Raw genomic sequence first — 12,500 nt, 5'->3', positions numbered from 1 at the left:
TAGAAAAATACATAGAGATGCCTAGGCATATCGAAGTGCAGGTTTTCGGAGACAAACATGGAAACGTTATGCATCTTTTTGAACGGGAATGTTCGATTCAGAGAAGGCACCAAAAGGTGATCGAAGAATCTCCCGCTCCCAATCTTCCTACTGAACTCCGGGACGAAATTTGTCAAGTAGCGGTCAAAGCGGCGCAGTCTATCGATTATGTGGGAGCCGGAACTGTAGAGTTTATTTTAGGGAAGGACGGAAAGTTCTATTTTTTGGAGATGAATACGAGACTGCAGGTGGAACATCCGGTCACAGAATATACCACCGGACAGGACTTAGTGGAATGGCAGATTCGAGTCGCGGAAGGAAAAAAACTTTCGGATCTCACCGGCGGAAAAGAAATCACTCGGAACGGACACGCAATCGAAGCCCGCATCTATGCTGAAGATCCCGAAAATAGTTTTTTACCTTCCACGGGAATATTAGAATATCTTGAATTTCCGGATCGCGAATTCCTTCGAGTGGATACGGGAGTGGAAACAGGATCAGAGATCACGGTCTACTACGATCCTATGATCGCCAAGATGATTTCCTGGGGAAAAACCAGGGAAGAATGTGCGGCCCGTCTCAAGGAGTCCATCGATTCCACGGTGATTTTTGGGCCGGTAACGAATACGTTTTTTCTTTCCGGAATTCTCTCCCATGAGGAATTTAAAAAGGGACGTATTCACACGCACTTTTTGGAAGAACAGACGATTCTTTTCGTTCCCGAAAGGGAAATACAAGCCGATGCGTTTTCCTTTGCGGCCTCGGCTCTTTCGGAAAAGAAAAGGTCCCAGGGAATTTGGGAAGCGGTCGGTCCGGGAGGTTTTTGGTGATCGAAGAAAATTTTCTTTTTAAACATAAAGAAGAAGAAATACCGGTTCGGGTTCGTTCAAATTCACCGGGAGATATGTCCGTATCGATTCTGTTAGACGGAGTCGTTCGCGACTTCAGGATTTCCAGAAATTTTCAGAGCGAAGGAGACGGACTTTTTTCAGGGCCCGGAAATCATTGGAGAATTCTCCGCAAAGGAAATCAGATCTTCATCCACTACAAGGGCTGGAACACGAAGGTATTTTTATCCAACCGAGAAGTGCATCTCGAAGAGGAAGGAAACGATGGTTTGATCAAAAGTCCAATGCCCGGTAAGGTCATTCGGATTCTTGTGTCACCGGGAGCCTCGGTTCAAAAAGGAACGATACTTGCAATTGTGGAAGCGATGAAAATGGAAAACAATATTCTTTCTCCGGGAGAAGGAATCGTGGAAGAGGTTTTCGTGGGAGAGGGAAGTATGGTTGCCCAAGACGACGTGATTTTGAAGTTGAACCTGAGTAAAGGAACGTCTTGAAACTTTTGTAGGAAGTGTATTTTTTGTAATTTGAATATTCGATAATTATAAACTGTTTTTCGGGAAATTTTGTCGTTTTAACCGAAAGTGGTGCAGCATTAATCGTAGCCCCATTACTCAGTTGTGAAACGGCGAGAGGGCTTTCCGCTCGTTCTTGAAGGATCGTATTGAACAAGGGATCGCAGAGACAATTCTTTCGCGATTCGACCCATGGATTTCGAACCTTAGGGTCGGTCTGCTTTCGGAAGCAGTCCAACAATTTCACGATCGGACCAAACATTTGTTGTAGGAAATTTAAAGGCGTTCGGAAGATTGGATACCAGTTTTCCAAGACGTCGAGAGTTTATTTTCTTCCAGACTCGCGACTATCAAGGCTTGATCGACGCGATCAAGGACTATATGGACTACTATAGTCAACTTACGGTGACGACAAATTTGTCGTGATCGTAAGGTACGCAACTGGTGGTTTCAAAAGAACACAGCCGAAGTTTTAGATTGGAATCTCAGAAAGATATTCCTGAAGATAAGAATCGAATGGTTTGGATGTTCGGTTTTGTTACGAGAACGGAGTGACCCTTGGGAAGGAGGCGGATAACGTATTCATCCAAAGGGCAAACGAGATTTCAAAAAAGAATTATGCTATCGTAAAAGAGATCGATGACAGCACACCGAACGATCTATGATCCGATTTTTGGGTTTGAAACTGTCTTTGAACAAACTCGAAACGAACAAAAAAACGAAACGGAAAAACAATCCGTATGAACGAACCGAATCCGAGATTCACTTCGGAAAGGAGAACGATGCAGGAGTGAAACAGGTAAAGTAAGCGATGAGGAGAATACAAAGTAAATCTCATTAGATACGTTGATCGCCTCATCTTCTTCTTGAATCGTATTGTAACCGCAATTGGAAGAGGCCAAAAACAAAAGAATCGGAGTCGTTACCGAAAATAATTTGAGATCTATCTTCGTTTTCAAAAAATCCTTTTTCCTCGTCGGAATGGGTTTTTTATTTTTATGCTGGAGTGTAAGTTAAATTTTTTAAAAAGGAAAATCTTTATCTAAATACTTTTGAAATTCTCTGATAAATTTCGATTGCTTCTTTCGGCTTTTTGACTTCGTTGGCCTTCGTGGCGATTCGTTTTGTTTTTTTCTGTATTCTTCTCTTTGTGTTTTGCGAGAACACACTGGAAATTTGGAAACGTTTCGATTGGAACGGTTCGGTTGAATTACAAGCCCAGGACGTTTCTCTTCAGGAAGAACTGGGCTTCGAAGAAGCGAAAACATTCTTCCACAAACATCCCGAATTTATTTCCGACGGATTCGATTTTCCCGTCGGGGCACCGAACGCAAAAGGTTATTACGATCTTCAGCCCTTTGGAAAGAATTTTCATCTCGGAGAAGATTGGAACGCGGTCGGTAGAAACGACTACGGAGATCCCGTGTATGCGGTCTCGCACGGAATCGTAAAGTTTGCCGGTGACGCGGGACCGGGGTGGGGAAACGTTCTCATTCTTACACACAGGCTTTCGGACGGGCAATGGATCAATTCTCTCTATGCGCATCTTTCTAAGATGAATGTTTCGAAGGGAGATAAAATCCGAAAAGGAAAAAAGATCGGTAAGATCGGCGACGCAAATCGCCGTTACGGACCTCATCTCCATTTTGAAATGAGGGACGACTTCTTTCTTCCCACAGGAGGAGGTTACGGCAAGGACATACAAGGTTATCTCAGCCCGAAAGAATTCATCCGCAAACATAGAAGATTCAAAAATACGCGTTCTTTACGCTGAACTTCGTCCCCTTCATTCGAACTTCGAAAATCCGGATCGATGCGATGGGCGTTGCTTTTCTCGGAAACATTTAATTTCCATCGTGATCGGTTTGAAAGCGGATTGGAATTTCCCGTCACAATCGAGGTTTCCTCTTTTCCAAAGTATTATACCAATTGTTATGAATAAGCGGAGTTCGACCCTAGTTTTCCTAATGTATTTCCAAATTCCTGGAAAAATCCAATTGACAGTATATGCCTGAACCGTTTCCGTTTGGTTCTGAAATAAAGAAGCGAGAAATTCATGAAAAGATTTCTGAAAATCGTAGGTGTTGCAGCGGGTTTGTTTTTTCTAACCGCAGGAGCGGCGTATGGACAAGAGGATTGTTCAAAACTATCTTTTATGGACGATGTTTCAAGAAAGCCAAGGACGGATTTACCTTTTCAGATTTCAGAGATGAGACGCCTGAGGCCGGAAGATATTTGTAAAAAGAAAGAGGGTTGGTTTCCCACTGGTCTTCCTCTTTTAAATTCCGATCCGAATGTAGGTGTGGGTTACGGAGTTCGTGTGTTCTTAATCAACAACGGAAAAAAGACGGATCCGTTTTTTGAATATACCCCTTATCGTTTTCGAATGTTTGCTCAGTATTTTAATACGACTAAGAACAGGCAATATCAAGACATCAGTTTCGACGCTCCTTATATTTTCGATACCAAGTGGAGACTTCGAGGCGATTTGATTTACGATACAAATCCGAATACGTTGTACTATGGCATCGGAGAAAGATCGTTGCAGAATCTTTCCTATCAGGAGCGAAATCAACCCGGTGGAGAAATCGCGAGAAACTCGACGTATCATGAACGAGAAAAGAATATCTATTTTACAAGACCCGGAGGTCCCGGAGATCCGATTGATTTTCAGGGAGCCAATTACTCCGGTTTTCCTGTGAACGATGCATTTCGAGTTACTGATAGAATGTATAACCGCTACGATATCCGTTCTCCACAATTCAATCTCAGTGGGGAACATATCTTCTTCGGGGGATTGGTTCGAATGGTTGCGGGACTTAGAGTTTCCCAAAATACCGTTAAAACTTTCGACGGTCAATTTGTAAAAAGTAGGGACCCATTGACGGAGGGAACTCCTTTTAGTAATTCGGGTATGACTCCGAATGGAAAAACGAAAGTTACCGAGGATGCCGACGCTGGAAAAATTATCGGAGCTAACGGAGGTAACGTAAATTCGGTGCGGTTCGGGTTGGTTTTGGATACTCGTGATTTGGAGCCCGATCCGAATCGAGGAATATTTTTAGAAGCGACTTACGAAAAAATCGCTAAATCTTTCGGGTCCGATTTTCAATATTCCAAGTACTTTACTCAGATCAAATTATTCTACAGTCCATTTCCGAAAGTTTTTGATAAACTAGTGATTGCCGGTCGAGGAGCGTTCGGTTTGACGGAGGGAGAAGCACCTTTTTTCGAGTATAGAAATCTTTGGTCTACAGAAGGAGGAATTACCGGACTCGGAGGCCTAAGGACTTTACGTGGTTATAAACAGGATCGTTTTACCGGGAAGGCGATGGGGTGGGGAAACGTCGAATTACGCTGGAAATTTTTCGATTTTAACGTTGCCGGACAACATTTCGCTTTAAATCTGGTGCCTTTTGTGGACTTCGGTCGGGTGTGGGACGATGAACATAACGTAGGTCTAAAAGATTATAAATATTCCCGAGGTTTAGGATTTAGAATCGCTTGGAATCAGAGTACGATTTTGATGTTGGATTACGCCGTTTCCAAGGAAGACAAACAGATATTTATGAACTTTAACCACATTTTTTGAGGGAGTCATGGAAAAATATAAAAATATTATAATACTCGTTATCGCACTATTTCTTTATACAAACTGTGAGGAAAAGCCGGACGATACGACCTTGGGATTTATCAACGAGGACACAAAGGTTTTACTTGCGGGAATGTTGATTTTTAACTCTTATTCGACGAATTTGGCTTCCGAAACGATCACGGATTTCACGAGTGGGCTTATGTGGAAAATTTGCACTCAGGGGCAGGTTCTTAGAGTTGGGCAAAACAGCCAGTACGATTGTGAAGGGATCAATGATGCTTCTACGATCATCGGAAGATACGGAGCTTCTCTTTTTCAGTATTGTTCCCTAAATTTGAACGACTGTAATACGATTTCCCTACCGCCGGCTTTAGTCGGACAAACACCTGGATTTTCAGGAGTAAGTGAGGCTTATAATTCTTGCAGTCAGGATCGTACCGGGCAACATTCCGATTGGAGACTTCCCACCCTTCCGGAGTTAAAGGTTCTTACCGGTTCTGGAAGTTTGAATGCGTTCCTCATAAAATTTCCGAATACCGTGGAAGACTATTACTGGACTTCTTGGGCACAGGAAGGAACGGTGGATACGGCCCGTGCCGTAAATTTTGAAGCTACTCATTTTGGGGAAGATACCACTTTCACTAAAACGAGCCGATACTTCGTTCGTTGTGTCAGAAATCTTCCCTAAGAAATCCGAGTTTTATATAAAGCCGTGGAGGTGAAAGGCTCTCCTTCTTCACACTTTTGTGGGAAAGGTATTTCGTATCTCATGTGATGCGGCTCGGAGATAGGAAATGAGATAGTCGAAAATGGTTTTTTCGATTAGCTTCTTCCCGTAATTTACGGAGAGGGTATAACTTTGACAAATGGGGACGTGAGGCAAATTTTTAGAGCTGCTTCCCGGAATATGAGAAAAATTTTATGTACGATTTGAAAACATCGGTCTCTACGATGACACTTCGTAAACTTTTGATTCGGAGAAATGAAAATAAGAATCTGATTTTTAAGTTACAAACTTCTTTCGTTTTTCTTTTCTACGGAAGAAGAAAAAGGGGTTTTAGAAAATTTCGCAAATCCGTTCTTTCGATTCTGATCTTTTTCGGATGTGCGTTTGTTCCTTACTTAAAAATTTTCGCCCAAGAGAATTTTACGGGCTGTGATAAATCTGAAGAGAAAAAGGATCTTCCTTTTCCGATCGATCGGATCAAACAGATGTGTAAAAAGGATTTAAACAACAAAAAAGAAGGCTGGTATCCTACCGGTCTTCCATTAGTCAATTCCGATCCGAATGAGGGGATTGGATACGGGATTAGGGTTTACGGATACAATAACGGAGAAAAAAGTGATCCATTTTTCGAATATACCCCGTACCGACTTCGTTTTTTCGCCCAATATTTTAATACGACAAAAAATGCGCAATATCACCAGCTCAGTCTGGATATGCCCTACGTAGCGAACACTCGTTGGAGACTTCGCACCGACGCACTTCTTACGATCACTCCGACTACTTTATATTTCGGCGTGGGAGAATCTACTTTAAAACCTCTTGCATATCGGGAACGAAATCAACCCGGCGGAATCTATGTTGCAAACGCAGGGTACAATTCTCAAGAATCCACGTTTCTATATCAGAGACCTGGAGGCCCAATTGATCCCATAGAATTCGGAGGAAGAGTTTATTCCGGAGGCGAGGGGTTTAAGGTGACCGATCGTATGTATAATCGTTATACGATCCAAACTCCTCAGCTGAACTTCAGTTCGGAAAGATCCTTTTTGTACGGAACTGTGAGGCTGGTGGCCGGTTTTCGTTTTTCGAATAACATCGTAAAGGCGAACGACGGAAGGTTTGTAAAATCGGTCGATCCGATCTTTGAGGGAACTCCTCTCAGCAGTTCGGGAAGGGTTCCGAACGCGAAGACAAGACTTACAGAAGATGCAGAGGCTGGAAAGATTCTGGGTTATCACGGAGGATTCGTGAATACTGGTAAGATCGGCCTCGTATATGATACGAGGGATTTCGAACCCGATCCGAATTCGGGAATTTTTTTAGAGGTAACTTACGAAAAGGCCTCCAAAACGATCGTTTCCGATTTTGATTTTCAGAAATATTTCGGACATGCAAAATTCTTTTATAATCCTTTTCCGAAGGCGTTTGAAAAATTGGTTCTTGCGTCCCGATTCGGTTTCGGAGTTTCAGACGGGAACGTGCCGTTTTTTGAATATAGAAATCTTTGGGGAACGGAGAATACCGTCTCAGGGCTCGGAGGCCTAAGAACTCTTCGGGGTTATAAACAGGATCGATTTGTCGGACGTGTGATGGGTTTCGGGACTGTGGAAGCTCGTTGGAAATTTCACGATTTTTCGGTCGGAGGGGAATACTTCGCGTTGAATATAGTTCCATTCTGGGATTTCGGTCGAGTATGGGACGACGAATATAAGGTCGGTTTATCGAATTACAAATATTCCCGAGGTTTAGGTCTTAGAATCGCTTGGAATCAGGCAACGATCATCATGATGGACTACGCGGTTTCCAGAGAGGATGAGCAACTTTTCGTCAATTTCAATCACACATTCTAAAAGTAAAATATTCTAATGATTTAAAATATTTCTTCCCTTAAAATCGGATTTTGTCGTTGCGGATTTCCGTGTCGACACGGGAAGGACTTCTGTTTTCCGGATAGTCTGTGGAAAAATGAAGCCCTCTGCTTTCTTTTCTGGACAACGCGGAACGAATGATGAGTTTCGCTACAATCACCAAATTTCTTAGTTCGATTAAAGGATTGGTGATAATTGTTCTGTTGTAATAATCCTTTACTTCGTCGTAGATCAGATCCATTCTGCGTTTAGCGCGTTCTAAACGTAAATTGGAACGGACGATTCCCACGTAGTTGCTCATCGTATTTTTAATTTCATTTAAATCGTGAGAGATTAAAACCCACTCTTCGGTATTGACCATTCCTTCCTTATTCCAAGAAGGGATTTCGTCGTGCGCTTTTGTGAATTCCGGCTTTTCTTTTCCGATTCTTTTGGCGATTCGATTGGAGAAAACAAGACACTCCAGAAGACTATTGGATGCAAGACGATTTCCACCGTGAACTCCCGTGCATGCGGTTTCGCCCGCTGTAGAAAGATTTGGAATTGTTGTTCTTCCTTCCAAATCGGAAGATACACCGCCGCAAAGAAAGTGTGCAACCGGAACGACCGGTATTCGATCCGTAGTGATATCGATTCCGAGTTCTTTGCATTTCTCGTAAATGGAGGGAAAAGATTCTTTGATCTGAGAGGAAGAAAGATGAGTGACGTCCAACCAAACATGCGGCTCTCCTCTTTTTTTCATTTCGGAGTCTATAGCTCTTGCTACCACATCTCTCGGAGCCAAGTCCCCCATCGAATGATACCGTTTCATAAACGGTTCTCCATCTTTATTCAAAAGAATCGCACCTTTTCCTCGAACTGCTTCAGAAATTAAAAAAGAATTTCCATCTTCGTGATAAAGTGCGGTCGGATGGAATTGGTAAAATTCCATATTTTTGATGAGCGCTCCGGCCCTGTATGCGGAAGCGACACCGTCTCCGGTTGCGATCTTAGGATTGGTCGTATGAGAGTAAACTTGCCCCGCTCCTCCAGTCGCAAGAATCGTTTCTCTCGCCAAAATCGGAAAAACTTCTCCTGTACGATTGGAAAGGACGTAGGCGCCGTAGCAGATAAGTCCTTTACGTTTTAATTGATGAGGCGTAATTAGATCTACCAAAGTATGATATTCTAATATTCGAATGTTTGAATTCTGTTTGACTACGTTTAGAAGGGTCTTTTCGATTTCTCTCCCCGTTCTGTCGTGTGCGTGGACGATTCGATTCTTTCCATGCCCACCTTCTCTGGAAAGATCGAATTTTCCCGAGGGTTCCAAATTAAACGGAACTCCGTAGTCGAGTAGTTCTTTGACTAGGGGGGGACCTTCTTCCACGAGAATTTGAACCGCTGCCGGATCGCAAAGCCAGGCTCCCGCTTCCAGGGTGTCCCTGACGTGGTCCTCAAGTTTATCGCCTTCCGCAAAAACGGAGGCGATCCCGCCTTGCGCGTAATTCGTGTTGGACTCATAATCCGATTTTTTTGTGATGATGATAACGGAGCCGTAGGGAGCTAATTTTAAGGCCGCGAAGAGGCCCGTGATTCCGCTCCCTAAGACTAGGAAGTCCGTCTTGATACGGGGCATTTTATTTCTTTTTTTGTGTGTTAATAAGCGCTTCGATATAATCTAAGGAACGAATGAGCTGGTAGTCCGGTTTGATCGGATCGTTTTTATGAGCCGCGATGAATTCGGAGGCTTTTCCGTTCTTTCGAACCCAAGCTTCCAAACTCTTAACGTCGAAAGAACTTTTTTCCTCGGCGGCAGGCGGAAGTTCGGCAAGATGATTCCACATGTTCTCCTCTCTGAACCGGAATGGAAAGGAACCGTCTTCTTCGGAAGAAATTTCTATATCCGGTTTTACTCCTACGACCTGAATTGTATTTCCCGAAGGAGAATAATAACGAGCTTGTGTGAGTTTAATCAGATAGTCACTTCCGAGAGGCATCAATTTTTGCACCGTAGCTTTTCCGAAAGTCCTTTCTCCGAGGATCAAACCTCTTCCGTGATGTTTGATCGCACTCGCGACGATTTCGGAAGCAGAAGCGGATTTCGCATTGATCAAAACGGCTAACGGTAAATTGGTGATATCCTTATTCTTGGCATAAGCGTCTTCCGGGCTGCGATTCGGGCTTTTGGTGGAAACGATCAAACCCTTTTCAATGAACATATCCGCGATATCGATTGCAAGATCTAAGTAACCGCCCGCGTTGTTTCTCAGATCGAGGATCACCGCTTTGAGCCTGGTACCTTTCGCCTGAGCTTCTTTTTCGAGTTCTTTATATTTATCCATCAATTCTCGGTCTACGGAAGGTCCGTCTTCCGACTTCACAAAACCGGTAAGTTTGATATAGCCGATATATTCGTGGCCTTCGATCAGTTTACTGCTCAGATTTTTGATTTCGATCGTATCTCTTACGACTTCAATATGTAAGGTTCCCGGTACTCCTTTTCTCTGAATGGTAAGTGCGACCTTGGAACCTTTTTTCCCTTTGATTTTTTCCACGACCTTATCTAAAAGAATTCCTTTAATCGATTTTCCGTCTACTGCGAGAATTACGTCTCCGGAACGTATGCCAGCATTCACTGCGGGCCTTCCTTCGAGTGGATTTTCCACGACGACTTCTCTGTTTCCTCCACCTGAAAGAATGGCTCCGATTCCTTCAAAACTTCCGTCTTGGATTTTGGCCATTGATTCTTCCCAGGCGGATCTTAGGAATACGTTACTATGAGGATCGAGAGAGGAAAGATAACCGTTTGCCGCAGCGAGCATAACGTCGTTCATTGTGAACGGTTCTTTGGATTTTTCTTCGGATTCTCCGAAAGGGTCTTTTAGAGGAGAATCCTTGTATTTGTCCAGATTGGTTTCTATAAATGCGAGAACTCGATCAAAGTCCTTTTTGCTAAAACCGGTTCGTTCCCATTTTGACGAAAGGACATTTTTACGGATTTTTTCCCTTTCAACGATCTTTTTTACTTCCTCATCGTTGACTTTGGACCTATTCGCATCCTCTTTCAACTTGCGGTCCCTGATTTTCTCCACTTCCGTGTAATCCGGATCAAAAAGGATAAAGGAATCGTCTGTTGAGATCTTGAATGTTTTTCCGGGAAAAATTTCGTCTTTTTCCTCGTATTTTTCTCTTTCCTTGAAATAGCTTTCGGGATAGAGATAGATGGAATGAGGAAGCGATAAGAGAGCGTAAATTGCGGCTTCGCGATAAGCGCGGTTTTTATCGATATTCTTATCGATGTAATAGCGGGAAACCGTACTAATCACATTATCAAAATCTTTGAGGGTAAAATCCGCCTTGGCCGGAGACTTGCCGGATGTGGGCTCGCAATATAGGATAAAAATGGTCAAAAGAATGGAAAGTAACGACGAAAATGTGACAGATCCCTTTTTCAAACTTGTGTTCCTCGGATTTCAGGAAATTTTCAGTTCATTCTCTATTCAAATCTCAAAGTGTCAATCTCTTTGGGACGTAAGTTTTATCTTCGTTCTCTTGATTTTTGGGTTCTATTGTTCCACGGTTTCTATGCCCGGTTCCGGTAGATTTGCACTCGAAATGGTTCAAGAACAGGCGATTTTGGAATTTTACGGAACTCCTCAAGAAAGGGAATCTTCCATGAGACTTCTCAAATCGAGTTGTCGGTCTTTACATCCCGCTCGGGCCCTGTCCTGTTACAATCTTTCCGTACTTTTATCCTCCTCAAAAAATTATCCGGAGGCATTGGAATACGCGCTTCGAGCGAGAAATGCGGATCCTTCGGACAGCCTTTATCGGGATCAGGTTTTTCAAGTTGCGTATCATTTGGAGCTTGAGCAAGGAGAAGTTCTCTCCGCCGATGAAGTGGAAAAAAGATATTTTCGAGCCATCAAAAATTGCAAGGACGGAAAAAAGAACGAAACTTTATCGGATCTGATCGTACTTGTGGCTCTAAAGGAAATCGGGAAAGAATCTTTGGAAAAAGGGATTTTTTCGGAATGTGTGGGAAAATCGGACGTACTCGTTTACGTAAAACCCAATGAAGTGAATTATACGAAAGAATATTATAAATTTCTGGAGAACTCCCATCCGTATCGGGAAGTTTGGGACGTAAGTGGAGTTGTGCGTAAACAAACCTTGGAAAAAATGCAATCCCCAAATCAGGAAGTTACGAGGGCGTGGAAGGAATTTCGTCAGTCTGTAAAATCCAAAAATAGGATCCAAGCCGCGGAACATTTGAAGAAATTTAAGGAAACTCTAGAAATAACCTCACAAAAAAACCAGAACGCGAAAAAATTGGCGCTGCATCTAAAAAAAGCCGCGTTTTATCTGATTCAAGGAGATCCGAGTTTTGAAGGATTTCGATATCTCACGAAAGAGCTTGAAGATAGTCCTTAACACTTTGATCGATCCCGGTTTCCAAAGCTCTGGAAATCAGTCTGTGACCGATGGAAACTTCCTGAAGTCCCGGAAGACGAGAAAAAATTTTCAGACTGTCATGGTCCAAATCGTGTCCCGCATTGATTCCCATCTTTTGGCTCAGTACGGCCTTTGCGGCAGGGATGTATAAGGATTCAAAACATTCTTGTCCGATTTGGGGAGAACGATCGAATTTTTCTGCAAAAGGCCCCGTATAAAATTCCACACGGTCGGCTCCCGTAAGAGAGGCGAGTTTCAGGTTTTCCGGATCGGTTTCCACAAAAAGGGAAGTGCGGATTTTTTCTTTCTTTAGAATTTTAGAATATTCTTGAAGGATCGTTAAGTCCTTTTTGAAGTCGAATCCGTGATCGGAGGTGATTTCTCCGGGAGTTACGGGAACAAGGGTCGCCTGATCGGGTCTTATATTGAGGAGCAAATCTAAAAAACGGGGAGAGGGTTCTCCTTCCATGTTGT

General features: G+C 43.1%; 11 protein-coding genes and 1 pseudogene (2 of these 12 cut by a window edge). 8 read left to right on the top strand and 4 right to left on the bottom strand.

What is annotated here, in order from left to right:
* The 3 genes from CLV95_RS02680 to CLV95_RS18710 all read left to right on the top strand — a co-directional run.
* On the top strand, nucleotides 1–869 hold the 3' portion of the coding sequence (locus CLV95_RS02680; protein WP_002724609.1) for an acetyl-CoA carboxylase biotin carboxylase subunit. The gene continues 595 nt to the left of window position 1, outside the view; 869 of the gene's 1,464 nt are visible here — the last part of the coding sequence; its start codon lies beyond the left edge, outside the window; its stop codon occupies nucleotides 867–869.
* Entirely contained in the window at nucleotides 866–1,381 is a 516-nt protein-coding gene (locus CLV95_RS02675) for an acyl-CoA carboxylase biotin carboxyl carrier protein subunit (RefSeq protein ID WP_002724555.1), read from the top strand. The genes CLV95_RS02680 and CLV95_RS02675 overlap by 4 nt, the downstream gene beginning before the upstream one ends.
* A 679-nt stretch (nucleotides 1,382–2,060) precedes the next feature.
* Nucleotides 2,061–2,207 carry a hypothetical protein gene (locus CLV95_RS18710; RefSeq protein WP_016757815.1) on the top strand — a complete coding sequence of 49 codons (147 nt, stop codon included), beginning with the start codon at nucleotides 2,061–2,063 and terminating at the stop codon, nucleotides 2,205–2,207.
* 31 nt (nucleotides 2,208–2,238) lie between these two features.
* Here CLV95_RS18710 and CLV95_RS02670 read toward each other — a convergent pair.
* Nucleotides 2,239–2,358, bottom strand: a pseudogene (locus CLV95_RS02670) (LemA family protein); the annotation flags it as partial.
* A 191-nt stretch (nucleotides 2,359–2,549) separates the two neighbouring features.
* On the opposite strand from CLV95_RS02670, the gene CLV95_RS02665 reads away from it, so the two are divergent.
* The 4 genes from CLV95_RS02665 (at nucleotide 2,550) to omp85 (CLV95_RS02645) (ending at nucleotide 7,571) form a co-directional block, all read left to right on the top strand.
* Nucleotides 2,550–3,173 (top strand): M23 family metallopeptidase, encoded by a 624-nt coding sequence (locus CLV95_RS02665; protein WP_002734519.1) that lies wholly within the window; start codon nucleotides 2,550–2,552, stop codon nucleotides 3,171–3,173.
* Nucleotides 3,174–3,455: 282 nt separating this feature from the next.
* Nucleotides 3,456–4,991, top strand: coding sequence for an Omp85 family outer membrane protein (gene omp85 / locus CLV95_RS02660; RefSeq protein ID WP_002724537.1), 1,536 nt, complete (start codon nucleotides 3,456–3,458; stop codon nucleotides 4,989–4,991).
* Nucleotides 4,992–4,998: 7 nt separating this feature from the next.
* Nucleotides 4,999–5,682 carry a surface adhesin Lsa25 gene (gene lsa25, locus CLV95_RS02655; RefSeq protein WP_002724539.1) on the top strand — a complete coding sequence of 228 codons (684 nt, stop codon included), beginning with the start codon at nucleotides 4,999–5,001 and terminating at the stop codon, nucleotides 5,680–5,682.
* 263 nt (nucleotides 5,683–5,945) lie between these two features.
* On the top strand, nucleotides 5,946–7,571 hold the full coding sequence (gene omp85 / locus CLV95_RS02645; protein WP_026054845.1) for an Omp85 family outer membrane protein: 1,626 nt from the start codon (nucleotides 5,946–5,948) through the stop codon (nucleotides 7,569–7,571).
* A 37-nt stretch (nucleotides 7,572–7,608) separates the two neighbouring features.
* Here omp85 (CLV95_RS02645) and nadB read toward each other — a convergent pair whose 3' ends face one another.
* Entirely contained in the window at nucleotides 7,609–9,207 is a 1,599-nt protein-coding gene (gene nadB / locus CLV95_RS02640; RefSeq protein WP_002724524.1) for an L-aspartate oxidase, read from the bottom strand.
* Nucleotide 9,208: 1 nt separating this feature from the next.
* Entirely contained in the window at nucleotides 9,209–11,026 is a 1,818-nt protein-coding gene (locus CLV95_RS02635; protein ID WP_002734510.1) for a S41 family peptidase, read from the bottom strand.
* Between CLV95_RS02635 and CLV95_RS02630 the strand changes: the two genes are divergently transcribed.
* Nucleotides 10,974–12,005, top strand: coding sequence for a hypothetical protein (locus CLV95_RS02630; protein ID WP_002738327.1), 1,032 nt, complete (start codon nucleotides 10,974–10,976; stop codon nucleotides 12,003–12,005). The genes CLV95_RS02635 and CLV95_RS02630 overlap by 53 nt on opposite strands.
* Here the strand turns inward: CLV95_RS02630 and CLV95_RS02625 are convergent.
* Nucleotides 11,977–12,500: the 3' portion of a pyridoxine 5'-phosphate synthase gene (locus tag CLV95_RS02625; RefSeq protein WP_002724633.1), read on the bottom strand. Its footprint extends 229 nt past the window's final position; only the last 524 of its 753 coding nucleotides appear in the window; its start codon lies beyond the right edge, outside the window; the stop codon is at nucleotides 11,977–11,979. The two genes, CLV95_RS02630 and CLV95_RS02625, sit on opposite strands and share 29 nt — an antisense overlap.

It is taken from the genome of Leptospira borgpetersenii serovar Javanica (assembly GCF_003046425.1).
Taxonomy (GTDB): Bacteria; Spirochaetota; Leptospiria; order Leptospirales; family Leptospiraceae; genus Leptospira; species Leptospira borgpetersenii.
The sequence above is the reverse complement of the archived record's forward strand: the minus strand, read 5'-3'. Positions and strand labels throughout refer to the sequence as shown.